This is a genomic window from Rhodococcus sp. NPDC059969 (assembly GCF_042738325.1).
In the GTDB taxonomy this organism is placed as follows: domain Bacteria; phylum Actinomycetota; class Actinomycetes; order Mycobacteriales; family Mycobacteriaceae; genus Rhodococcus_F.
In genome coordinates this window covers 343,050-367,375 of sequence record NZ_JBHWUF010000002.1, presented here as the reverse complement: position 1 = coordinate 367,375, position 24,326 = coordinate 343,050, and the positions used below count along the sequence as shown (strand labels likewise).

Annotated in this window: 23 protein-coding genes; 8 read left to right on the top strand and 15 right to left on the bottom strand. The window is 61.6% G+C overall.

Going from position 1 to position 24,326, the window contains the following annotated elements; all coding sequences use genetic code 11:
- Positions 1-125: 125 nt before the first annotated feature.
- The 5 genes from ACFWAD_RS10670 (at position 126) to ACFWAD_RS10650 (ending at position 4,271) form a co-directional block, all read left to right on the top strand.
- Complete coding sequence (locus tag ACFWAD_RS10670) at positions 126-926, top strand: thymidylate synthase (protein WP_378543462.1); 801 nt, start codon at positions 126-128, stop codon at positions 924-926.
- A 2-nt stretch (positions 927-928) separates the two neighbouring features.
- The gene (locus ACFWAD_RS10665; protein WP_378543459.1) at positions 929-1,420 is read left to right on the top strand and encodes a dihydrofolate reductase; all 492 of its coding nucleotides are present in this window, start codon (positions 929-931) and stop codon (positions 1,418-1,420) included.
- 84 nt (positions 1,421-1,504) lie between these two features.
- The gene (locus tag ACFWAD_RS10660; protein ID WP_230814377.1) at positions 1,505-1,837 is read left to right on the top strand and encodes a cupin domain-containing protein; all 333 of its coding nucleotides are present in this window, start codon (positions 1,505-1,507) and stop codon (positions 1,835-1,837) included.
- Between the two features lie 19 nt (positions 1,838-1,856).
- On the top strand, positions 1,857-2,552 hold the full coding sequence (locus ACFWAD_RS10655) for a hypothetical protein (protein ID WP_378543456.1): 696 nt from the start codon (positions 1,857-1,859) through the stop codon (positions 2,550-2,552).
- 27 nt (positions 2,553-2,579) lie between these two features.
- Positions 2,580-4,271, top strand: coding sequence for a GAF domain-containing protein (locus tag ACFWAD_RS10650; protein WP_378543453.1), 1,692 nt, complete (start codon positions 2,580-2,582; stop codon positions 4,269-4,271).
- 2 nt (positions 4,272-4,273) lie between these two features.
- On the opposite strand, the gene ACFWAD_RS10645 is transcribed toward ACFWAD_RS10650, so the two are convergent.
- Together ACFWAD_RS10645 and ACFWAD_RS10640 are read right to left on the bottom strand one after the other, a co-directional pair.
- Positions 4,274-4,915: a response regulator gene (locus ACFWAD_RS10645; RefSeq protein WP_378543450.1), complete on the bottom strand. Its 642-nt coding sequence runs from the start codon at positions 4,913-4,915 to the stop codon at positions 4,274-4,276.
- 76 nt (positions 4,916-4,991) lie between these two features.
- Positions 4,992-5,885: a universal stress protein gene (locus tag ACFWAD_RS10640; RefSeq protein ID WP_378532537.1), complete on the bottom strand. Its 894-nt coding sequence runs from the start codon at positions 5,883-5,885 to the stop codon at positions 4,992-4,994.
- 278 nt (positions 5,886-6,163) lie between these two features.
- Between ACFWAD_RS10640 and ACFWAD_RS10635 the strand changes: the two genes are divergently transcribed.
- On the top strand, positions 6,164-6,976 hold the full coding sequence (locus tag ACFWAD_RS10635; protein ID WP_378543447.1) for an SDR family oxidoreductase: 813 nt from the start codon (positions 6,164-6,166) through the stop codon (positions 6,974-6,976).
- A 32-nt stretch (positions 6,977-7,008) separates the two neighbouring features.
- Here ACFWAD_RS10635 and ACFWAD_RS10630 read toward each other — a convergent pair whose 3' ends face one another.
- The 5 genes from ACFWAD_RS10630 to cycA form a co-directional block, all read right to left on the bottom strand.
- Positions 7,009-8,049 (bottom strand): LLM class F420-dependent oxidoreductase, encoded by a 1,041-nt coding sequence (locus tag ACFWAD_RS10630; RefSeq protein WP_378543856.1) that lies wholly within the window; start codon positions 8,047-8,049, stop codon positions 7,009-7,011.
- Between the two features lie 176 nt (positions 8,050-8,225).
- A complete protein-coding gene (locus ACFWAD_RS10625) occupies positions 8,226-9,119 on the bottom strand; it encodes a universal stress protein (RefSeq protein ID WP_378532533.1) in 894 nt (297 codons plus the stop codon).
- 141 nt (positions 9,120-9,260) lie between these two features.
- A complete protein-coding gene (locus tag ACFWAD_RS10620; RefSeq protein ID WP_378543444.1) occupies positions 9,261-10,766 on the bottom strand; it encodes a glutamate-cysteine ligase family protein in 1,506 nt (501 codons plus the stop codon).
- Positions 10,767-10,891: 125 nt separating this feature from the next.
- Entirely contained in the window at positions 10,892-11,662 is a 771-nt protein-coding gene (locus ACFWAD_RS10615) for a M23 family metallopeptidase (RefSeq protein WP_378446373.1), read from the bottom strand.
- A 122-nt stretch (positions 11,663-11,784) separates the two neighbouring features.
- Entirely contained in the window at positions 11,785-13,248 is a 1,464-nt protein-coding gene (gene cycA / locus ACFWAD_RS10610; protein ID WP_378532529.1) for a D-serine/D-alanine/glycine transporter, read from the bottom strand.
- Between the two features lie 142 nt (positions 13,249-13,390).
- Here cycA and ACFWAD_RS10605 point away from each other — a divergent pair, with 142 nt between their 5' ends.
- Entirely contained in the window at positions 13,391-14,107 is a 717-nt protein-coding gene (locus tag ACFWAD_RS10605) for an HAD family hydrolase (protein ID WP_378532527.1), read from the top strand.
- Between the two features lie 4 nt (positions 14,108-14,111).
- Here ACFWAD_RS10605 and ACFWAD_RS10600 read toward each other — a convergent pair whose 3' ends face one another.
- The 8 genes from ACFWAD_RS10600 to eltD all read right to left on the bottom strand — a co-directional run bounded on the left by ACFWAD_RS10600 (position 14,112) and on the right by eltD (position 23,123).
- Positions 14,112-14,591: a ribose-5-phosphate isomerase gene (locus tag ACFWAD_RS10600; protein WP_378532525.1), complete on the bottom strand. Its 480-nt coding sequence runs from the start codon at positions 14,589-14,591 to the stop codon at positions 14,112-14,114.
- A complete protein-coding gene (locus ACFWAD_RS10595) occupies positions 14,584-16,332 on the bottom strand; it encodes a dihydroxyacetone kinase family protein (RefSeq protein WP_378543441.1) in 1,749 nt (582 codons plus the stop codon). Before ACFWAD_RS10595 ends, ACFWAD_RS10600 begins: the two co-directional genes overlap by 8 nt.
- Before the next feature lie 12 nt (positions 16,333-16,344).
- Entirely contained in the window at positions 16,345-17,493 is a 1,149-nt protein-coding gene (locus tag ACFWAD_RS10590) for an ABC transporter ATP-binding protein (RefSeq protein WP_378543438.1), read from the bottom strand.
- Complete coding sequence (locus ACFWAD_RS10585) at positions 17,490-18,665, bottom strand: ABC transporter ATP-binding protein (protein ID WP_378543429.1); 1,176 nt, start codon at positions 18,663-18,665, stop codon at positions 17,490-17,492. Before ACFWAD_RS10585 ends, ACFWAD_RS10590 begins: the two co-directional genes overlap by 4 nt.
- Positions 18,665-19,531, bottom strand: coding sequence for a carbohydrate ABC transporter permease (locus ACFWAD_RS10580; RefSeq protein ID WP_021345201.1), 867 nt, complete (start codon positions 19,529-19,531; stop codon positions 18,665-18,667). Before ACFWAD_RS10580 ends, ACFWAD_RS10585 begins: the two co-directional genes overlap by 1 nt.
- A 4-nt stretch (positions 19,532-19,535) precedes the next feature.
- On the bottom strand, positions 19,536-20,501 hold the full coding sequence (locus tag ACFWAD_RS10575; protein WP_166809424.1) for a carbohydrate ABC transporter permease: 966 nt from the start codon (positions 20,499-20,501) through the stop codon (positions 19,536-19,538).
- A 37-nt stretch (positions 20,502-20,538) separates the two neighbouring features.
- Positions 20,539-21,918 carry an ABC transporter substrate-binding protein gene (locus ACFWAD_RS10570; protein WP_378543853.1) on the bottom strand — a complete coding sequence of 460 codons (1,380 nt, stop codon included), beginning with the start codon at positions 21,916-21,918 and terminating at the stop codon, positions 20,539-20,541.
- A gap of 131 nt (positions 21,919-22,049) precedes the next feature.
- The gene (gene eltD, locus ACFWAD_RS10565) at positions 22,050-23,123 is read right to left on the bottom strand and encodes an erythritol/L-threitol dehyrogenase (protein ID WP_378543426.1); all 1,074 of its coding nucleotides are present in this window, start codon (positions 23,121-23,123) and stop codon (positions 22,050-22,052) included.
- Positions 23,124-23,300: 177 nt separating this feature from the next.
- On the opposite strand from eltD, the gene ACFWAD_RS10560 reads away from it, so the two are divergent.
- On the top strand, positions 23,301-24,323 hold the full coding sequence (locus tag ACFWAD_RS10560) for a sugar-binding transcriptional regulator (RefSeq protein ID WP_378532516.1): 1,023 nt from the start codon (positions 23,301-23,303) through the stop codon (positions 24,321-24,323).
- Positions 24,324-24,326: the final 3 nt, after the last annotated feature.

The following is a 24,326-nucleotide window of genomic DNA, read 5'->3' as shown; positions in this document are numbered from 1 at the left end:
AACCCCCGCACCTATACCTAACACCACGAGTTCGCGCATGGGTTGTGGATATTTTGCTGTGCGCCTTTATAACCCGCGGGTGTTTAAAAACGGCCCACAGCAGGCTAGGCCCTAGACTGATTCCCGTGACTGTCTCCACTGCTTACGAAGACCTCCTCCGGCTCGTCATGGAGACGGGTACCGCTAAATCCGATCGCACCGGAACCGGCACCCGCAGCATCTTCGGTCACCAGATGCGCTTCGATCTAGCCGACGGCTTTCCGCTCGTCACCACCAAGAAGGTCCACCTCAAGTCGATCGTCAACGAGCTCCTGTGGTTCCTGCGCGGCGACTCCAACGTGGCATGGCTGCACGAGCACGGCGTCTCCATCTGGGACGAATGGGCCGACGAGAACGGCGAACTCGGCCCCGTCTACGGCGTCCAGTGGCGTAGCTGGCCCACCCCTTCGGGCGAGCACATCGACCAGATCACGCAGACCGTCGAGACCCTGCGCTCCAACCCCGATTCCCGGCGGATCATCGTCTCGGCATGGAACGTGGCCGACATTCCGCAGATGGCGCTGGCGCCCTGCCACGCTTTCTTCCAGTTCTACGTCGCCGACGGCAAGCTCTCGTGCCAGCTGTACCAGCGCAGCGCCGACATGTTTCTCGGAGTTCCGTTCAACATCGCCAGCTACGCGCTACTGACCCACATGATGGCCCAGCAGGCCGGACTCGACGTCGGTGAGTTCGTCTGGACCGGCGGCGACTGCCACATCTACGACAATCACGTCGACCAGGTGACCGAGCAGCTCGGCCGCGAACCGCTGCCGTTGCCGACCCTGAAGCTGAACAAGCGCGACTCCATCTTCGACTACACCTTCGAAGACGTGGAGATCGTCGACTATCGACACCACCCCGCGATCAAAGCGCCGGTAGCGGTCTGACGATGACCGATCGCACAGTCACGCTCATCTGGGCGCAGGCCCATGACGGCGTCATCGGCGCCGACAATACGATTCCGTGGCGCGTGTCCGAGGACATGGCCTACTTCAAACGCGTCACCATGGGCCATCCGGTGATCATGGGGCGGCGCACCTGGGACTCCATTCCACTGAAGTTCCGGCCGTTCAGCGGGCGCCGGAACATCGTCGTCACGCGCGATCCGGAGTGGCACGCCGAAGGCGCCGAGGTAGTCCACAATCTGGACGACGCGCTGGCATTGCCGGACGGTGACGTCTTCGTCGTAGGTGGCGGGCAGATTTATTCGGCTGCACTGCCATTCGCGACGCACCTACTGGTCACCGAGATCGACCTCGATATCGCCGGTGATGCCTTTGCTCCCGAGATCGGCTCCGAATGGAACCTGAAGTCCGACGAGCCCTGGCAGACCTCGGAGAAGAGCGGGCTGCGCTTCCGTTGGCTGGAATACACGCGCTGACCGACTTCCGTCGATAACGAGGCACCTCGCGAGTGAGTCGGTCATACTCCAAGAAGGACATTCACCGCTTTCGAGAGGTCTTCGATGGACAAGAAGTCACTGACCGCTCTCGCTCGCCAACAGTTGAAACTGGCGGGCTCGGCGACCAGCGGTCGCAGTTCACAAACCGTCTACGGCGGCCACCAACGCAGCCTGCGGCAGACAGTGATCGCGCTGAGCGCCGGCAAGAGCCTTGCCGAACACGACAGTCCGGGCGAGGCCACGCTGTTGGTCCTGAGCGGGAAGCTGAATCTTGTGTGTGGGAGCGACCAGTGGAAAGGATCTACCGGTGATTTCCTCGCTGTTCCGGCCGACCGGCACAGTGTCGAAGCGCTCGAAGACGTCGCATTTCTGTTGACCGTCGCCATGAAGGGCTGAAGTCGGTAGCGTCTTCCGGATGAGCGAAACCGTGATCGAAGTGTCGATCGTCGCAGCCCCGTCCGTACTCTGGCCCGCGCTGCGTGATCCGTCGCTGATTCGTCGTTGGTTCGGCTGGGAGTACGACGGACTCGACGACGAAATCACCCAGATCTACTCCACCGCCGAGGCCGACCCCGAAGCGTTGACGCTGAGACTCGGAAACGGTGACCGTTTCTCTCTATTGGAACAAAACGGCAAGACGCTCGTCCGCATCGATCGGCCGGCAAAGTCGGCAGAAGACGACTGGTACGACGACATCACCGAGGGGTGGACGACGTTCCTCCAGTTGCTCAGATTCGCCGTGGAACACCACGGGCTGGCCGAGCGAAGGACAATTTATCTCGACGGCCTTCTGCTCCCCGGCGAAAACGTGGCGACCGTCCTCGGGATCACCGAAATCGAACTGGAAGCGGGAAGTCGGTACGCGGCGACGATCGCTCCCGGCGACTACTTCGAGGGCGTCGTCGACTTCGTCACCGACCACCAATTCGGCTTGACAGTCGAAGATCTCGGCCCTGGCCTGCTGTCGGTCGCCTCGCAGTCCGTGACTACCCAGCGACCCGATGGAGGTATGTCGATCCTGCTGACCACCTACAACCTGAGCGATGACGAGTTCGACGAAATCAAGCATCACTGGTCTTCGTGGTGGGAAGGTCGCCGTCAAGAGGGCTGACGTTCCGCGAGGCGATATGCTTCGACCATGGTCGAAGCTTCGGGTCACAGTCCGGCACGCACGTTCGGCGAGTTGCTCGACCGCCTGGGCGATTCCAACGCAGACATCCCCACGCTCCACCGTCTGCTCGAGGCGGTCCTGGTCGTCGGTTCAGGCCTTGATCTCGACCTGACACTTCAACGGATCATTACTTCTGCGACAACGGTTCTGGATTGTCGCTACGGCGCCCTGGGAGTTGCGGCGCCAGGGGGCGGGCTCTCGGAATTCGTCTACGAGGGAATCCCCGGGTCCCAACGCGCGATCATGGGACATTTTCCCGAAGGGCATGGCGTTCTGGGTGTTCTGATGAATCATCCGCAGACTTTGCGCGTGGCGCATCTCGGCGACCATCCCGAATCGGTCGGATTCCCCGCAAACCACCCACCGATGGAGAGCTTCCTCGGAGCGCCGATCATGATGCGAGGAAAGGTGTTCGGCAGCATCTATCTGACCGAGAAGCGAGGAAAAGCCGAGTTCACCCAGGAAGACGAGGTCATTCTGGAGGCTCTCGCCATCGCAGCCGGTATCGCCGTGGAAAACGCCCGACTGTTCGAGCAGTCTCGAACTCGTGAAAGATGGCTCACCGCAACATCTGCCATTCGCTCCCGGTTGCTGGCCGGTGACTCGCTCGAGGACGGCTTGCAACTTCTTGCCAGCCGCGTTCGGGATTTGACCGGGGTCGAGGACGTGATCGTGGTGATCTGCGAGAACGGGTATGCCCAGGTCCATGCTGCGGCCAGCGCCCGAACCACTTCTCGTGGGGTCAGAATTCCAGCGACGACCTATCCGTTCGACGTCGTGCGGAGTACCCGAAAGCTACAGGTGCTCACCACATTAGGTGCGCTCACAGAACTGGTGCCGTCGGCCGGAAGTGCGGTCGTTGCACCGATGTGCGTCGCCTCGGGTGTAGTCGGCGCGATCATCGTGGCGTCGAATTCCACCAACACGCACTGGGACCACGACGAACTGACCCGAATCGAGTCGATGGCCGAACTCGGCTCCGTTGCAATCGAGTTCGACGAAAAGCAAAAGGCCCAGCGTCTGTTGTCGGTCCTCGCCGACCGCGATCGCATCGCACGAGACCTGCATGACAACGTCATCCAGCGACTGTTCGCGAGTGGAATGAGCCTGCAGAGCACGCTTCCGGACGAGGCCCTCCCCGCGTCGGCACGCGCGATTGTCAAACGATCGCTCGAACAGCTGGACAAGACCGTCCGCGAGATCCGGACAACCATCTTCGACCTGCAAACTCCTACTGCGGCCGGTTCGTCGAGCCTGCGCCGACGCCTCCTCGACGTCATCGGCGACGCCACCGCACAGTCCGCCGTGACCCCCAGCGTCCAATTCTCCGGCGCCATCGACACTCTCGTGAATCCCGGAATCCACCAGCACGCCGAGGCCGTGCTGCGTGAAGGACTGAGCAACGTCCTTCGGCATGCACACGCACATCACATCACCATCGCAGTCACCGCGGATGTCGAATTCGCGATCACAATCGAGGACGACGGCGTCGGACTCCCCTCCGACTTCCACAAGAGTGGGCTTCACAATCTCGAGCGCCGTGCCGAACACTGCGGCGGTACATGCACAATCGTCAACCACGAACCGAGCGGTGCACGTCTGCTCTGGCGAGTGCCGCTAGGCCGCACCAACTCGAATCGACCGAAGTCCGGTCGATAGTCCTATCGACTGCCGCTTCGGATTTCGGTGGCCAGCACTGCAGCCTGAGTACGGCGGCGCTGCATGCCCAGCTTGGACAGCAGACGCGTCACGTAGTTCTTGACCGTCTTCTCCGCGAGGAACAACCGCGCGCCGATCTCCCGGTTGGTGAGTCCCTCTCCGATGAGGTCGAAGACTGCTCGCTCCTGATCGGAAAGTTCGGCCAACGGATCAGCTGTGCGGTCGCTACGAATCCGCTGCATCAGCGCCTCCGTCGCCCGACTGTCGAGCAGTGAACCGCCGCGCCCAACTGTGCGGACGGCAGCGACCAGATCGGTTCCCAGAATCTGTTTGAGGACGAACCCCGAGGCGCCGGCCATGATCGCGTCGAGCAACGCCTCGTCGTCGGCGTAGGAGGTGAGCATCAGGCAGCGCAGGTCGGGAAGCATCGAGCGGAGCTCGCGGCACAGCTCGACGCCGTTACCGTCAGGCAGCCGTACGTCCAGAACCGCGACGTCGGCATTGCTCTGCGGTACCGCAGCCAGTGCTTCTCCCACGGATGCGGCCTCGCCCACCACCACGAAGTCTTCGACCCCGCCGAGCAGGTCGAACAAACCGCGTCTGACGATCTCGTGATCGTCGACCAGGAATATCCGCGTTGTCATCGAACCCCTCCAAAAGACATCTCGAGTCGAACGGTACCGGAGATGGTGGACTCAGAACTCATTGAATGCATTCTCTTCACTTGTTGTCGTGCCGGACTATGAGAACCGGGCAATCCGCAGTGTGCAGGAGCGCCCGACTGGTCGATCCGAGGAGCATTCCCGCGAATCCGCCGCGCCCACGGCTACCGACGACTATCAATTGCGCCGTCTCCGCGTATTCGCTCAAAACCCGGACCGGACGGTCACGCGCGACGACCCTCTCGACGACGACGTCCGGGTAACGCTCGGTGAATCCGGCCAATTGCTCGGCGAGCACAACTTCCTCGCCCGTCTGGATGCTGCTCCACAGCTTGTCCTCCGGGGTGGCGCCCAGCGAGGGCTGCACACTCACGTCGCTCCACACGTTGACCGCAATCAAGGTGGCGCCCCTCGCGGAAGCCTGCTCGAAAGCATGCTCGACTGCCTCGATACTGCTCTCGGATCCATCGACGCCGACGACGACGGGACCTTCGGTCGGCGGTCGCCCGTCGAGCGTGCGCCCTCTGACAACTGCAACCGGCGATTCGCCGTGCGAGACCACGGACACAGTCGCGGAACCGACGACCAGTCCGGTGAATTCACCGTGTCCGCGCGGTCCGAGCGCAATGATGTACGCACTCTTGGACAATTCGATCAGCCGATCGGAGACGCTGCCGTCAAGAAGTTCGGTGACGATCTCGAGGTCGTCATCGATGCTTTGCCGCGCAAGAATCTGCGCGCTGTCCAGACGAGCTGTGGCAGTTCGGCGCAGTTCTTCCTTGAAGCTCTCGGCGAGGTACGGCTCGGAGTAGTAGAAGGCGGGGATGTGCACCACCGTCGCGACATGGAGGGGGCGACCGAGCGCCACCGCCGTCCTCGCCGCCCAGACGACAGCCGACGACGCCGATTCCGAACCGTCTACCGCTACGACGACGGGTTTGGTTGCACTCATGTTCGTCCCTCCACTATCGACCACAGAATCTCTACGCCCTCACACTATTGCCCAATGACGGCAAAAAGGATTCATCAGCCGACGCGAGTCCCGAATCGGACATTCGACCTTCGGGTCTACTGCGGCAGCGGCCCCGCCAACATCCCTTTCGGGCGTCAACGAGGCCACTGGAGCCGGATTCGCACGCGGACCCTGGCTACCCGATCCACGATAGGTGAAGAACCCGACCGGTCAGAAGTGCAAAAAGTCCTGTCAACAAGCGCCTAAAATCGGGTTTCGTGCGCAAGAGATCCCGAATCGACTGGAACACCTCTCACCTGATCGTCACCGGAGGCTCGTCCGGAATCGGTGAGGCAGTGGCCAATGAGGCAACAACTCGAGGGGCAAAGGTTTCACTGATTGCGCGCGACGCCGATCGGTTGGAAGCAGTCGGCTCCCGAATCGGAGCGCAATGGGCCAGCGCCGACGTCACGGATTTCGATGCCGTTCAACGAGCCGTCGAAGATTTGCAGTCCCGCAGCGGCACGTGCACCGCTCTGGTCTCCTGCGCAGGAACCTCGCTCCCCGGGCGATTTCTCGACGTCGACGTCGCGGAGTTCGGATCTCAGATGGCACTGAACTATCTGGGCGCCGTGCATGTCCTACGCGCTGTCCTCCCAGCGATGGTGGCAAGCGGCAACGGCTCGGTACTGTTGACCAGCTCCACCGCGGGCCTGATCGGTGTTGTCGGATACAGCGGCTATGGCCCGACCAAAGCTGCAGTCCACCAACTTGCACACAGCCTGCGATACGAAATGGAACCGCACGGAATCACCGTCGGCGTCCTCTATCCCCCGGACACTCAAACGCCCGGATTCGACGTGGAGAACGCTCGGAAACCGCCCGAGACTGCTGCGGTTTCCGGTGCGATCACCCCGGTGGAACCGTCGGTCGTCGCACGAGCGGCGCTGAACGGAATGGAGCGCGGGCACCATCACATCGCAGCAGATCCGCTCACGAAAGTTCTGATCCGAGCGGGCGGATTGTTGGAGCCGGCCATCAGACCCTTCATGAACAGGACTATTTCCCGCTCTGCTGTGCGCCTTTATTAACCGCGGGCGGTTAATAAAGGCGCACGGCAGGGTCAGTCACAAATCTTGCGGAACTTCTCGATCAGCTGGACACGGCCGTTGCGATCGGCAGCCAACGGCGTGACGTTGAGCGTCGTGACGCCCGCTTCGGCGAAGGCTGCGACGCGTTCCCTGACGTAGCTCTCGGGACCGATCAACGACACGGCACGAACCAGCTCGTCGGGGACTGCTGCTGCGGCTTCGTCCTTCTTGCCCGCGAGGTAGAGATCCTGGATCTTCTCAGCGGCTTCTTCGTAGCCGTAACGCACTGCGAGGTCGTTGTAGAAGTTCTTGCCCTTGGCGCCCATGCCGCCGATGTAGAGCGCAAGGCTCGGGCGCACCCAGTCGAGCATGTGGTCGACGTCGTCACCGATGGCGAGCGCCGGCGACGCGTATACCTGAAGCTCGCCGAGGCTCGGATCGCGCTTGGCCTTGCCCTTGGCGATCGGCTCGCCCCACACGCTGGCTGCCTTCTCCGGATGGAAGAAGATCGGCTCCCAGCCTTCGGCGATCTCGGCTGTCAGCTCGACGTTCTTGGGGCCGAGCGAAGCGATCAGGATCGGGATGCGCTCACGCACAGGATGATTGATCAGCTTGAGGGGCTTGCCCAGTCCGGTGCCCTTCTCGGCGGGGAGCGGGACCTGGTAATACTTGCCCTGGTATTCGACCTTTTCGCGGCGCCACACCTGGCGGCAGATCTCGACGACCTCACGCGTGCGCCCCAACGGAGCGTCGTACTTCACGCCGTGGAATCCCTCGATCACCTGCGGCCCGGAGGCGCCCAGTCCCATGACGAAGCGGCCGTTGGAGACGAAGTCCAGGCCCGCTGCCGTCATCGCGGTCAACGAAGGCGTACGGGTGTAGATCTGAAAGATTCCCGAAGCGAGTTCGATTGTCGACGTCTTGGCCGCCAGGTAACCCAGCTGGCTGACCGCGTCGAAGGAATACGCTTCCGGGACGAAGGCGATGTCCAGGCCGGCCTTTTCCAGGTCACCGACCTCTTCGACGGTTTCGGCGAACCCGCCGCTGTAGTTCAAACCCATACCGATACGCACGTTGTAACCCCAATCCTGACGATTGCTGCCGTGTGCGACGCGCACACGGGCAGTGGTACTCCCATCGAACACTTACTCACATCGAACACTACGGAACCTGAGTCCGCATTCATGTGACTACCCCGTTCATATTCGATGACCGAAATGAACGGGGTAGCGGGAGAACCTGAAGAGGGTCAAGATTCTTCGGGACGAACCACCATGACGGGGCACTTGGCCGAAGCGATCAGGGTGTTGCTGGTCGAGCCGAGCAGCATGCCGCGGAATCCACCGCGACCACGGCTACCGACGACCACGAGCTGCGCTTTTGCCGACCAGTCCAGCAGCCGTCCGCGTGGGTTGTCGAGGTAGACCTCGCGCCGGACCTTCACGTCCGGGTACTGCTCGGACCAACCGGCCAAGCTCTCGCTGAGAACCGCGTGCTCTTCCTCTTCGAGGGACTGCGGTGCAAGTGCAGCGGCCCTCGGGTCTTCGAATGCCGCGCTACCGAGGTCACTCCACACGTGCAGCGCCACCAACTCGACGCCGCGGAATGCCGCTTCCTCGAAAGCCGCCCCGACGGCCTGCGCGCTCAATGCGCTGCCGTCGACGCCGACCACGACCGGCCCCTCCGAGGGCACCGCGCCGTCGCGGTCTCGGACGACGATCACCGGGCACTTGCCATGACTGGCCACGCCGACCGCGGTATTGCCGAGTACTGCCGTCGCCGCCTTGCCTGATGCAGAAGCTCCGACAACGACGCGCCTGGCCTGTGCCGAACTCTCGATCAACCACTGAGTTGCACTGCCGATGGCGATTTCGGTGTGAACCTCGAGTTTCGGATCGATCTCACGGGCGAACTGTTCCGCCTCTGCCAAGATCGCTTTTCCGGCCTCCTCGACCCATTCGTACACCCCACCCGCGTCGACGTACGGTCCACCGAAACCGTACGGCGCGAAGTCGAGAGCGTGGATGATGTCGAGTCGCAATTCGCGCTGGGCGGCGATTTTCGCGGCTTCGCGGAGCGCGGTGGACGCAGTGTCCGAACCCTCGACTCCGACAACAACACTGTTATGTTCGCGTGAACTCATGTGCCCACCTTCCTGAAGAAGTAACCGAGCCACTTTCACTCTAACCATCCCACTTGTCCGGCTTTTTTGGGGTCGCCCCCTCTCGATTTCGGGGACTTAGGTCCCCGAAACTGTTGACGGATAGGAGAATTAGCAGAGCAATCAGGACCAGGTGTGAACAGGATCTCCCGTGCGCATGTTCTCCACGTAACCGCGGAGCATTCCGGTGAGCGCAGTCGAGCGGTCCGCGCCAGAGGCCTCCGCCCGCGCAACATGCTCTCGTTGCCAGGCGGCACCGGTCTGCCGATTCATGCACCGCCCTTCGATGACGCCGAGGTACCGATCGCGGGCGGCGGCGGACAATCCGAAGTCCGTCAAGCCCTCGTGCGCCAACGGCAGCAACCTTCGCAATATCAACTCGTCGGCACCGACCCAACCGATCTCCGGCCAGTACAGGGTCGCATCCAGTCCGTACTTGGCGCCGATGTGCAGGTTCTCTTCCGCCGCGTGAAAAGACATGTGCGACCACAGTGGCTGCTCCGCGTTCACCAGTGCCCGAACGGTTCCGTAGTAGAAGGCTGCATTAGCCATGATGTCGACGACGGTCGGTCCGGCCGGCAGTACGCGATTCTCGATACGCAAGTGCGGCTTGCCATCCGAGCAGTCGTACACCGGTCGATTCCACCGGTAGACCGTGCCGTTGTGCATCTGAAGCTCGCTCAACTCCGGAACCCCGCCCGCCGCGAGCACTTCCAGTGGATCGGTGTCCGACACATCAGGCAGCAGGGCCGGGAAATACCGCGAGTTCTCCTCGAACAAGTCGAGCACCGAATGGATCCACCGTTCACCGAACCACACCCGCGGACGCACACCTTGATTCTTGAGCTCGAAAGTTCGGGTGTCCGTGGCCTGTTCGAAGATCGGAATGCGTGATTCGTGCCAGAGTGCCTTGCCCGCCAGGAAAGGAGAATTGGCGGCCAACGCCACTTGCACTCCGGCCAGACACTGCGCGGCATTCCAGTGCGCGGCAAATTCTTCCGGCGCCACCCGCAGATGCAACTGCATGGACGTACACGCCGCCTCCGGCACCACCGAATTGGTATCGGCCCGAAGAAGTTCCACGTCGCCGCCAGGTAGCGCGACACCTTCGACGTCGAGTTCGATGTCCTCTCCTCGCGCGGCAAAAATCTGCTCGTTGAGCAATTCGTAGCGCGGGTTGGCGGTGATCCACTCTCGATCGAGATGCTCGAGCTGCAGTGTCGGCAGCATGCCGATCATCACCATCTCGGCGTCGTGCGCGTGGATTCGTGCGTCTGCGACGTCGAGGGACGCCCGCAGTTTCTTTTCCAATTCGAAAGTCGCGTCACCGGTGAGCGGGCCGGGTTCGACGTTCATCTCGACGTTGAACTGTCCGAGCTCGGTTTGGAAAACCGCAGCGTCGTCTATGGATTCGAGTACTTCACGATTCGACATCGCAGGAGCCATGTCTCCGTTCACCAGGTTGAATTCGATCTCCATACCCAGCAGCGGCGCCGGCTTGTCGACGGCGTCCCGAAAGTCACCACCGTCGAGCATCTGCTTCATGGCGTCGACGCATGAGCGCACCTTCTTACGAAAGAGCCTGCGATCGGCTCTGGTGAATTCTCTTGCCGTGACCTCTGCACCCATCGCGCGTTCCCCCTTCGACGATCAACGTCACTGAAGGCTATCCGGCCGGGGTCACCGACAAACGAGAACTGCGGTGGCACCAGGAAGATTTTCCCGGCACCACCGCAGTACTACAAGAAGCTTTCTTACGAGTTGTCTACCCAGGTGACAGCCACGCCGCGGGCCTGCAGCCACGCTGCGGGATCGACCTTTGCGCCGTTCTCGGCAACCTCGAAGTGGAGGTGCGGGCCGGTGGACTGGCCACGGTTACCCACGGTGGCAATCTGCTGGCCGGCGTTGACACGCTGACCGACGTTCACCTGGTAATCGTTGACGTGACCGTACGTGGTGACGGTGCCGTCGTCGTGCTGGACACGGACCCACAGGCCGAAACCTGACGCCGGGCCGGCGTCGATGACCTGGCCGTCGGCGGCAGCCAGGATCGGCGTACCGATCGGGGCTGCGATGTCGAGGCCGCCGTGGTGTGCTCCCCAGCGCGAACCGAAGGTGGAGGTCAGCGTGCCGGACACCGGCTGCACCGTGCGAGCGGACGTGCCGGGATTGATACCGGCGAGGAACTGCTGTGCCTGCGTGTTGAGGTCAGCTGCAAAATCGGGAAGCTCGGGAATGTCGAGAGCGGGAAGAGCTGCCAATTCAGCCGGAACGACAACGCCCTCGGGAAGCAGACCCTGCGGGAGTTCGAAGCCCGCGATGGTCTGTGTTGCGGGCGCCGCAGCAGCGGTTCCTGCACCCATCTGGCCTGCACCGACGAGGAGTGCACCGGTAGCCGCAGCTACGACGCCTGCCTTGACACCGGCACCAGGGCCAGACGACGCGGTGCGGTGGCGGCCGCTCGCTGCCTCGGGATCGATCTCGAAGACAACATCGTCATTGCCCGTGCGGTGGTGGTTTCCCACAGTGTGTACTCCGTCAGTCGTCGGCGTGCAGGGTCCTTCTGATGAAGCCCGCTCCTCTGTCTGCCGAAGAATGTAACAGTTTGATCAAGGCGGCCGCCACCGTTACCCGATCTTGACCAAAACTATTTTTCGCCGTTCTGTCGGCTGGCGTCCAGTTCTGACTTGAATGCGTCGTATCGTGCCCGGTGAGCGGGTCGGCGCCGGATGATCGCCCACGCGATTCCCAGAACGACGAACCAGATCGGCGTGACGACAAGTGCCTGCAGGGTGTCGTCCTTGGTTGTCAGCGCCCAGAGGATGAAGACGAAGAACGCGAGCACGACCCAGCACATCACGATGCCGCCGGGCATCTTGAACTTCGACGCCTCGTGCAGGTGCGGACGACGCTTCCGGTACACCATGTAGCTCGCCAGGATGATCGTCCACACGAACATGAACAGCAGCGCCGAGATGGTCGTGACGACGGTGAAGGCCTCGATCACGGAGTCGCCCGAGAACAGCAGGATCAGCGACGCCAGCAGGAAGATGCAGGAGAACATCAGGGCGTTCGCGGGAACCTTGCGTGAGTTCAGCTTGCCGAGAGCCCGCGGTGCGTCGCCCTCTTGCGCAAGCCCGAACACCATGCGCGAGGTGGAGTAGATACCCGAGTTCGCCGAAGATGCAGCTGAGGTCAGCACGACGAAGTTGATGACCGATGCAGCGATGCCGAGGCCGGCGAGGGTGAACATGGCGACGAACGGACTCTTGTCTGCACTGATTTCACGCCACGGAGTCACCGCGATGATCACGGTCAACGCAACGACGTAGAACAGCAGCACACGAATGGGGATGGAGTTGATGGCCTTCGGCAGGTTCTTCTCCGGGTCCTTCGCCTCGGCTGCTGTCGTGCCGACCAGTTCGATACCCACGAACGCGAACACGGCGATCTGGAAACCGGCCACGAAGCCCATGAATCCGGTCGGGAACATGCCCCCGTCGTTCCAGAGATTGTCGATGCCCGAGGTGGCACCGTTGGGCGCAGTGAACCCGGAGACGACCATGACGATGCCGACGATGATCAGGCTGACGATGGCGATGATCTTGATCAGCGCGAACCAGAACTCGGTTTCACCGAAGGCTTTCACGGTCGGCAAGTTCAGGAGGAGTAGGGCCGCGATCGTCAGCAAAGCGGGAATCCACGCCGCGAGACCTGGCCACCAGTATTTGAAGTAGCCCGAAATCGCGATGACGTCAGCGATGCCGGTGACGATCCAACAGAACCAGTACGTCCAGCCGGTGAAGAATCCCGCCCAGGGGCCCAGCAGGTCAGCGGCGAAGTCCGAGAAAGACTTGTACGCCATGTTGGAGAGCAGCAACTCCCCCATCGCACGCATGACGAAGAAGAGCATGAAGCCGATGATCATGTACACGAAGATCACGGAAGGCCCGGCGAGAGAGATCGTCTTGCCCGATCCCATGAAGAGTCCGGTGCCGATGGCCCCACCGATGGCGATCAGCTGAATATGCCGGTTGGACAGCTGACGTGAGAGGTGGGGGTCTTCGCCGGACGGCTTCGTCAAATCTGGTGTGTTCGCGTGGTCGGACACGGAGGATCCCCCTCGTCGTTCGGTTCATCCGGGGCGTCGAAATCACGCCCGTCGGGGGAACCTCGGAAAATGTGCCCTCTCAAAGTACGCGTGCACTGGCTCACATCACGCATCGGAAAGCGGACGCCGATAACCTGTCGAGGTGAACACTGACAGCACGGCCCATCAAGACGGACATATCGCCGCGACGCTGTTCGATTTCTCCGGAACGCTCTTCCGTTTGGAAGAGAGCGACGATTGGAACGAGCACCTCGTCGATCACCAAGGTGATCCGCTCGACGTGCATGCTCAAGCCGAGCTGATGCGCCGGATGACCGCGCCGGTGGGTAGAACCGTCGAGATGGACGAAGCCGGTATCTACGCGTGGGAGAACCGCGACCGAGATCCGAAGTTGCATCGTCAGGCTTACCTCGACGTGTTGAGCAAGTCCGGAGTTCCCGATCCGGTTCGCGCCGAGGCTTTCTACGCCCTACTGGTCGATCCGGACCAGTGGTCGCCGTACCCGGATACCGGGGAGGTCCTGAAGACATTGTCGGAGAAGGGCATACGAACCGCGGTCCTGAGCAACATCGCCTTCGACATCCGACCGGCGTTCGTCGACCGAGGCTGGGACGTCTGGGTCGACGAGTTCGTACTCTCTTTCGAGGTGGGTGCAGTCAAGCCCGAACCGGCGATCTTCGAGTACGCCCTTGCACAACTCGATGTGGATGCGGCGCAGACTCTGATGGTCGGTGACAGCGACATCGCCGACGGCGCTGCCCGCGACGTCGGTTGCCAGTTCGCACTTGTCGATCCCCTGCCGACGACAGAACGCCCGCACGCGCTACTCGACGCAGTCCGAAAGTTCGGCCTGCTCTGAGCGATCAGCAGTCGCCGGGCTTGCCGGCAGTCTCGTATTCGCCGATCGCAGCAACCTTCTCGGCCGAGGCACTCCGAGTGTCGAAGTGGTAGCCCAGCCACTCCTTCGCCAGTCGCCTGGCGAGTTCGAGTCCAACCACTCGCTGCCCGAAACACAAGACCTGTGCGTCGTTGCTGAGCACCGATCTCTCCACCGAGAAGCTGTCGTGGGCAGTCACCGCGCGGATCCCCGGCACCTTGTTGGCGCTGATGGCGACGCCCAATCCTGTTCCACACACGAGGAGCGCCCGGTCGGCTTTGCCGTCGGCCACCAACCTGGCGGCGGTGACAGCAACGTGTGGATACGCAGTGTGCTCGTCGTTTCCGACGCCGACATCGGTCACCACCTCTACGCGGTCGTCGGCTTCGAGGTCGGTCTTGAGTGCCTGCTTGTATTCCAAGCCGGCGTCGTCGCAACCGACGACGATACGAAGTCGCTCAGCCATGTTCGTGCTCCTTGTGTTCAGAGTTCGTGTTCAAGAAATCGGCGACGGTACGGACACACATCGCCATCGACATCGCACCGGCATCCGGGGTCCCGACGCTCCGTTCTGCCAGCGGTCGTGCCCGACCCACCAGCGGGCGTAATTGTGCCGTGGCGTCGGCTGCGGTCTGGGCAACGACGGCGGCTTCGTCCCACGCCTGTGCCGTGAGCACCCCGTTTCCGACTGCGGCACTCAAGGTTTCCACGAAAGGCCACAGGGCGTCGAGCATCGTCTTGTCGCCTGGTTTTGCTCCACCGAGCGCCACTATCGCGTCGTAGCCCGCCCGCACACCGTCAGCGAGGTCATGGGCGCCTGGTTGTCCCTTGTCGCCCAGCCTGGTTCCCATCGCCGTCAGCGCGGCACCCCACAGCACGCCGGAGGTTCCGCCTGCCTTTGCCGCCCAGGCTTCACCCGCTGCAGTCAGAACTCCTTGCGGCCCTGCACCCTGCGCGGCTGCGGCTTGCGCTGCCAGCGTCGCGTACTCGGTTCCACGAACCATCCCGCGCCCGTGGTCTCCGTCGCCTGCCACCGCATCGATACGGCCCAGGTCTTCCTCGTTGTCCGCCATCACCCGAGCGAGAGCCTCGATGACCGTAGCCACAGTTTCTCCGCATTGTCGCCCGTGCTCGTCGCCCGCGGCGCTCACACCAGACGTCTCGTGCACGGAAGCGGCCCTGCGGCGCTCCCCCGATCGTGTTGCCACACCGAATGTTCCGCGCCGAAATGCCGGAGTGTCCGCGGCTGCGGTCCAGAACGATTCGAGTTCCTCGTCGAGCCACATGAGCGTCAGTGAACAACCGGCCATGTCCAGACTGGTCACCAACTCTCCGACCTCCGGCGAGACGATCGTGTATCCGGCCTCCCGCAACAGCTTCGACGCGGTTCCCCAGACCACGAACAATTCCTCGTACTTGGTACGTCCGAGCCCGTTGAGGATGGCACCGACGCGTGTCCCGGTACCGTCCGGTCGTTCGGCAAGCACGCCGTCGACCAATAGCCGCGCCAGTTCTGCGGCACTTGGCATCTCGTGCGTGGATACACCCGGTTCTCCGTGAATACCGAGCCCCAGATCCATCATTCCGGTTTCCACTGTGAAAAGTGGGTGGTCCGCGCCCGGCATGGTGCATCCGTCGAAAGCAACACCGAGTGTTCGTGTGTTGTCGTTCGCCGCCCGGCCCACTCGCTGTACCTCGTCGAGGTTGTACCCCGCTTCCGCGGCAGCCGACGCGATCTTGAACACCGTGAAATCACCGGCGATTCCCCGCCGCTTCGTGACGTCCTCCGCCGATGCACTCGCAATGTCGTCGGTGACCGGCAGGTATCGAGCATCAATTCCCTCGTGCGCCAGAGCTTTCACTGCGAGCGAGAAATTCATCACGTCACCCGCGTAATTTCCGGTGGTCAGAAGAACCCCGGCACCGCTGTCGACGGCGCGGGCGACGGAGGTCGCCTCCGCGGCGGAGGGAGACGTGAAGATGTTTCCCACCACTGCGCCGTCGGCGAACCCCGGCCCGACAACACCACAGAACGCGGGATAGTGACCGGAACCGCCACCTACGACGACCGCAACCTTGCCCGGTCGTGTCTCCTGGGCTCGTACTACACCGCCTGGTACACCGACAACATAGTCGGAGTTGGCGTCGAGGAAACCCTCGAGCATGTCTTCCGTAAATGTCGCGGGATCATTGAATAGCCGAGTCATGACAAAGTACCTCTAACGCAGTCGATTTCCGGTTTCGGGGTCGAACAGATAGACACGTTCGGGAAGAGCAGTCGCAGCGCACTCGTCGCCTGCCGCAAACCTCTCGTGGGCCGGCGTCTGAACCATCAGCGTTGATCCCGAGCCAGTCGACTCGGCTCCCGCTGCGTTCACCTGTACCAAACCGAACTCCATCAGGTGCTCGAAATGCTTCACGTGCACGGTGATCTGCCGATGCCCGGCAGGCCCCGGCACCATGGTCATGTCCTGGGGGCGAACCCCGACCCGAACCGACTGACCCTCAACGACATTGCGTGCCGCGACCGGCAAGGTACCAGCCGAACCTATGGCAACGACCGCAGATCCGTTCTCGAGTCGGACAATTCCGTCGAACATGTTGATCTGAGGTTCGCCCACGAACTCCGCCACGAAGATGTTGGCCGGATCGTCGAACACTTCGTCGGGAGTGCCGTACTGCTGGATGATGCCACCGTCCATCACCGCAAGCCGGTCGGCCAAGCTCAGCGCTTCGACCTGGTCGTGGGTGACCACGATTGTGGTGTAGCCGAATTCGCGTTGCAGCATCTTCAGTTCACGCCGAACCCGTTGCCGCGCCGACGCGTCGAGGTGCGAGAGCGGTTCGTCGAGGAGCAGCACCGGCGGATTGCGCACAAGCGCCCGAGCGAGTGCAACTCGCTGCTTCTGCCCGCTCGACAATCCTGCCGGACGCAAGTCGAGTAGGTCCTCCATCTCGAGACGACGGGCGATGGTGGACACCAGTTCGTCTGCGCCCGCAACCTTTCGGGCCTTCAATCCGTACGAGAGGTTGTCGCGTACCGAGAGCGGCGGATACAAAGCGTAGCTCTCGAATCCAACCCCGACGCCTCGTTTCCCGGGCGCCAACTGACTGATCTTCCGGTCACCGATCAAGATCTCCCCACTCGAGACGGTCTCCAGTCCGGCGATCATCCGCAGGGTTGTCGTCTTGCCGCATCCCGAAGGACCTAGCAGGGCGACCAACTCTCCGGGTTCGATGTGCAGGTCGATTCCTTTGACCGCGTGGAATGTTGCCCGCCCGCGTGAAGAGTAGGTCTTCTCCAGGTTGTCCAGGGTGAGTGATTGCGCGACCTTCGTGGCGCGACGGCTATCGGCGGTAGTGGTCATCGCCTGTCCTCCTGTGCTGCGTGGGTCGTTACACTGTCGCCGGTCCTACCGGCGCCGGCGATCGCGCTGCCGAGTCGTCGACTGTCTGTTCCCTCTGGCGCTCCCTCGAACAGGTGAATGTTCTGACGCGCCACTTCCACAACGATCTCGGCGCCTTCGACCGCGAGCGAACCACCCGAAGACAGACCGATCATCGTGACCCCGCCGCCGAGATCTATCGAGAGTTCGACATTGCGGCCGAGACGCTCCACCAATTGGATGCGGCCGCGTACGGCCACCGAACCGGAGTTCCGCGAGAAATCTGCCCGGATCTCGATGTCACACGGTCGGATACCGATTCGAGCACCAACCGACGTAGATATCGTGATGTCCGACGGAATCCCGACCTCCAGATCGGTTCCGAGCACCCGGAGCGCTGCCCCGTCGACTACTGCGTCGAACACGTTGATCTCGGGTTGGCCGAGCGAGCGCGCCACGAAGGTGTCAGCGGGCGCATGCCAGATGTTCGCCGGTGTGTCGATCTGGACCAACCGACCCTCCCGCAGGATCGCGATACGATCACCCAACGCCAGTGCTTCTTGATAGTCGTGTGTCACGTATACCGTTGTGGTGTTGGACATCTGACCGAGCTGACGCAATTCGGCACGCATCGCGGCCCGTAGTTTGGCATCGAGATGTGAGAGCGGTTCGTCGAGAAGGTACACGTCGGCCGGCCGTACCAACACTCGCCCGAGAGCAACACGCTGCCGCTGCCCGTTCGACAGTTCGCGTGGAAAGCGCTCGAGAAGGTGGTTGATTCCCAAGGTCTTGGTGACGGTGTCGATCCGGCGCTTCTGCTCGTCCTCCGAGTATTTTCCGGTTCGACCGGACTTGAGTGGTGACGCCAGATTCTCGGACACCGTCTTTTGTGGGTACAGCGCGTAACTCTCGAAGGCCATGGCGACGTTGCGGTGGTACGGCTCGACGAGCGTCATGTCCACTCCCCCGATGTCGACCGTGCCATCGTCGACTTCGACGAGTCCGGCTATCGACTTGAGCGTCGTCGTCTTGCCTGCGCCCGAAGGTCCAAGAATGACGAGGAATTCACCGTCTGCCACGTCGAGGTCGATGCCGTCGATGCCCACGGTCTTTCCGTAGTGCTTGGTCAATGCTTTGACAGTAAGTGCGACCATCAGGATTTCACCGCCCCGAACGACAGTCCGCGCACAAGGTATCGCTGGATCGTCAACGCCAGAATCAGCGGTGGTAGAGCAGCGATCACCGCAGCCGCAGCTGTCAGGTTGTAGTAGGCCTGTCCGCCACCACCGAGGAACTTGGTCACCGCGACGGTGACTGTTCCGGCGTTGCTGTCGGCGAGGATGAGTGGGAATACGTAGTTGTTCCACGCGAAGATGAACGAAAGTAGCGCTGCTGCGGCAATTCCCGGACGAACAAGTGGTAGCGCCACCATGACGAATGCGCGCTTGCGCGTGTATCCGTCCAGGAGGGCCGCCTGTTCGAGGTCTTCAGGCAGATCTTCGAAATACGAGCGCAAGATCCAGACCACCAGGGGCATCGTCACCAGTTGCAGAACCCACACCATTCCGAGTTTGGTGTCGAACAACCCGATCTGGTTGTAGATGACGAACAGCGGCACGATCACCATCAGCTCCGGCGCAAAGCGGAAGGACAGCATGTTGAACATCAAATCGTTGGATCCCTTGTACTTCCACCGTCCGGCAGCATACGCAGCCGGAATGCCGATAGCCAACGAAACCAGAACAGCACCACCACAATTGATCAAGCTGGTGAGCAGAGCCGACTTGAAGTCGACACTCGTCAGATCCGTACCCTTCTGACTCAGCACGGTTCCGAAGTTCTCGAACGTGGGACTGAACTTGAAGTATGTGGTGGTCTGCTCGGCCGGAGTCTTCAGCGCCAGCAGAAACATCCACAGGATGGGAAAGAGCGAGAAGACGAACCACACGACCAACACGATGTCCGCGGCTACGGCACCCACCGTGAACCTCTTCTGGCCTGGCATCAATTCACTGGCCATGACTTTACGACTCCGCTCCGGCAGCACGACGCTGCGCTTTGCCCAACACGCTCACCAGATAGCGCGCGGTGACGAACACGATGATCCACAGCAAGAACATGTAGGTGCTGCCGCGGGAATAGTCGAGATTGATGATCGAATCCTCGAACGCACCGATCTGGAGCGTTCGGGTGGACAGTCCTGGTCCACCCGCAGTCAGGACGTACACCGCGTCGAACACTTTGAGGTTGTCCATGAATCGGAAGATCACGGCGACCAGAATGTATGGCCACAACATGGGCAGCATCAGCCTGCGGAACATGTAGAACCAGCTGGCACCGTCCACCTCGGACGCTTCGAACGGCTCCTTCGGTAGCGAACGCATGCCGGCGAGAACAAGAATTGCCACGAAGGGAGTGAAAATCCACAGGTCCACCAGAATGACGGACCACAGCGCGTTCTGACTGCTCAACCAGTCGAATGTGTTGCCCAGTCCCAGAACGTGATTCAGAATTCCGAACTGCGGGTTGAACATCAGCTTCCAGATCACGCCGGCGATGACCGGTGCGATCATCAACGGAAGGATCAGCACTTTCTCGAAGATCTTCCCGATCAAGCTCGAACGGTTGAGCAGTAGCGCGATGCCGACGCCGATCACCGTCTCGACTGCCGTGGCGACAATCGCGAAGACTCCGGTCACACGCACGCTGGTCCAGAAGCTCGAGTCGCCCAGGACACTCGCGAAGTTCTTGAACCACACGAACTGCGGATCCGGGTTCACTGCCGCGTAATTCAAGAACGAGTAGTACGCGCCGATCACGAACGGATAGAGAATTCCGACAACGATCACCACAGCCGGAATCGAGAGGATGTAGGGGCGCAACTTGCGTCGCCACATCGGTACTTCGGGAGGTTCGACGTTGCGGGGCGGTGCGCCTGCCGGTTTCGCGGAGTGCGCCTCCGACGGCGGACGGGTGGATTGGGTAGTCACTTTTCCTTACTCCCTTGCTCCGGTGATCCGCCGCGGATCAGAGGTTTACCTTGGATGTGTTGGTCTTGGCGAGCGAGGACAGCGTCGATTTCGCGTCCTTGCCGCCGTAGATGTCCTGCAGCGCGACAGCCCAGTCCTCGGTGGTGTCGAAGAACTTCTTCTGAGGCGTGAACTGGATCTTGGAACTGCCGATCACCGTCTCGAACGTTTCGAGATAGCCCGGCATACCGTCGCCGACTTCCTGTTTGAAAGTTTCGTTGAACACGGACTCGCGCACGGGGTTCGCGAAGATGCCTGATTTGACCGCGTCGTTGAGAGTTCCCTTACTGGTGGCCCACTGCAGGAAAAGCCATGCCGCATGCTTTTTCTCGGAACGCGCATTCATGGCCAACGACCACGTCCACAGGTTGGTCGCGTAACTCCCGTCCGGACCCGCCGGACCCGGGTACCACGCGAGGTTACCCGCTTCGCGACTGGCTCCGGGCTTGTTCTTCGGGTACGTGGCACTGTCCGCGTCGTAGACCATCATTGCCTTGCCGTCACCGAGATCGCCTGTCGCCTGCGGATAGTCGTACGTTGTCCACGAGGTCGGTCCGGCAGCGTGCATCATGTCGATCCACTTCTCGGTGAAGGTGACAGCCTTGTCCGAATCCATGGTCGCCACCAACTCGCCACCCCGGAATTCGTAGTCCTTCGCGCCCTCGCGGGTGAACTGCGTCATGAACCCCGGGTGAATCGTCGCCCAGGACTTCGAGCCTCGCGTGGCGATTCCGTAGACGTTCTCACTTCGATCCGTGAGATCCGTTGCAAGTTGGATCAATCCGTCGAATGTGTCGGGCAGCTTGATGCCCTTGTCGTCGAAGACTCTCTTGTTGTAGGTGACGACGTTGTTCTCGAATCCGAGCGGTAGTGCCCACTGCCCACCGGTTCCGAGTGGAGACCCCAACTCGAAATCCCAGCGGGTGGAGGTACGCAACCCCTCGTAGATGTCCTCGAAGTCGTACTCGTCGCTGGTGGCCGATGTGTTCTCGAGCCAGGGCTGCAGATCCTCGAGCCAGGCCGGCGGCCCGTACTGCCAGATGAAGTACGCGCCGAGCATGAATACGTCGTGCTTGCCGGTACCACCGGCAAGTTCCGTGTTGAGCTTGGTGAAATAGTCGGCCTCCGGCACCAGATCGGCTTTGACTGTAATACCGGTCAATTCGGTGAAATCAGCGAGCAGCGGCTGCAACGCCTGCTGATACGGGTGCGGGGTTTGCAGGATGTTGATGCTCGTACCTTCGAGCGCCCGCCAGTTGAATCCGCCTGTCACCTCCGACGCTCCGTTGGTCGGCTTCTCACCGCCACCGACACCACAGGCGGAAAGTATGGGCACGCTCGCGGCAGCCATCCCCGCGATACCGAACGCCCGCAGCATCTCTCGACGCGAGAGCTGTGGACCACCGCTGAATGGGACGCGGGGTGTGAAACGACTCATGTTGATTCTCCGCTGAACTGGATGGGTGGGGATCTCGAACGACCTGCGGCACAGGTCGGGGGTGCGAACCGTCAGGGAATGAGTGAGACCTTCACGGACTCGGTGCCACTGGCCACCAGATCGAGTCCCTGCTGGAAGTCTTCCAACGGAAGCTGATGCGTGCAGATCTTGTCCATCGGCAGCAGGCCTGACTCGATCATCCGGATTGCGGCCGGCCAACAGTCGGGCCCCAGGTGCGCCCCGAGTACGTCAAGTTCCTTGTCGTCGCTGATGATGCTCCAGTCGACGCTGACGTCGTCTTTGAACACCCCGTATTCGACGTAGGTGCCGAGCTTACGCAAGATGTTGAGGCCCTGGGGAACTGCAGACGGATGGCCTGTTCCCTCTAGATAGACATCGGCTCCGTAACCGTCGGTGAGATCCTTGACGATCTGCACGGCATCTTCGTCGGCGATGTTGACGACGATGTCGGCTCCGCACAGTTTGGCGAGCTCGAGCTTTTCCGGTGCCATGTCGAGAGCGATCACGTGCGCCGGGCTTTTTGCCCGCGCACCGGCAACCATCCCCAGCCCGATCGGCCCGCAGCCCGCAACAACGACAACGTCGTCAAAGGTGATTCCAGCCCGCTCCACGGCGTGCAGTGAGCACGACAGCGGCTCTGCAAACGCAGCATGTGCTGCCGGCAGATCCTTGGATACCTTGTGCACCAAAGCTTCCACTGGATAGACCATGAATTCGGCCATCGCGCCGGGAGTGACTCGCTTGAATCCGTACAGGTTGTGCGGCTGGCACATGTGATACTGCCCGCGCTTGCAGTAACGGCATTCCCAGCACGGAACGATCTGTTCGGAGACCACACGATCGCCCACCGCGATCCCCCAGCGCTTCGACCCTTCCGCATCGATCGAGACAACCTCACCGACAAATTCGTGCCCCGGAATGACCTCGGTCTCGGCCCAAGCCGGACGGTTCTCGTCGCCCCAGAATTTTGCTGCACCGTGATAGCACTTCAGGTCGCTCGCACAGATTCCGACTGCTTCGACCCGAACCAGCGCTTCACCGGGGCCCGGAACAGGCTTCGGCACTTCTTCGAGTCGATAGTCGCGCGGACCGTGGCAGATGACCGCCTTCATCGTCTCGGACATCGTTGTCTCCTCTTGGGATCAGGTCTGGATGGGGCGCAAAGCGCTGGTCCAGTGGCTGCACATGAACACAATTTCATGTGTCGGCGGTCACAGTATCGGATCGAATTACATATGTCCAGCACAATTGTTCATTTGAACTAGGTGCGTGAGCATCTGTTCATGCGGTACCTTTCTGTCATGCCGATCAGCAGCTCAGACGCGATGCCACTACCCGCATCCACGCCTGCCGGTTCGGCACCGACCAGCACGAACAGCACCTTCACACGCGCGTTGCTCTACACCGCGGCCAAGCTTTACTACGACGAGGACGCCACTCAAGCCGAAGTGGCAAAAGCCCTCGGCACCAGCCGCGCCACCGTCAGTCGCATGCTCTCCGAGGCGCGAAGGCAGGGCATAGTCCGCATCCAAGTTGTGCCGCCTCAGGAAGAAGCACATGGAAGCCTGGCCGAGCGGTTGCGCGTCAAGCTCGGGCTGCATCGCGTGTACCTCTCAGGTCCCCTACCCACTCCGGCACAGCAGAAAGGCACGGTTGACGTCATGGGTTCGGTACTCGCCCCGGCGACGGCCGAGGCACTCGCCGGCGCAGGCCTCGTGCCAGGTGACGTACTGCTCGTGTCCTCCGGGCGGACGGTCTACGAAGTCGCGCAATACGATCTGACGCCCATTCCAGGAGTCTTGGTCGCTCCCACTGTCGGCGGCAACGACCAACCGGAAGAGTGGTACCAGACCAACGAGATCACCCGCTTGATCTCGAACAAGATCGGCGGACGTCCGAATTATCTTTTTGCGCCGGCGCTTCCAGGTCCCGATCTGTATCCGACCCTCACCAAGGATCCGGCCATACAGCGAGTTCTCGGCCTGTGGCCACGGGCTCGGGCTATCCTCATGGGCATCGGCGCTCCACCCCTACTGCGCGCCGACATTCCGCAGTTCGTTCCGATAACGTCGTCCTCACTTCGAGAAGCCGTGGGCGACATCTGCTCTCGCTTCTACGATCGCGACGGCAACACCGTCGACTTCCCCGGTAGCGAACGTCTTATTGCGCTCGAACTGTCTGCACTGCAAGATATCCCGGTGGGCATCGCCGTGGCCGTCGGTGCCGAGAAAGTCGCTCCAATCATCGCCGGTGCGCGCAGCCGGTACTTCAATCAACTCGTCACCGACCCCACCACCGCACAACAGATACTTGCGGTCGAGTAACTT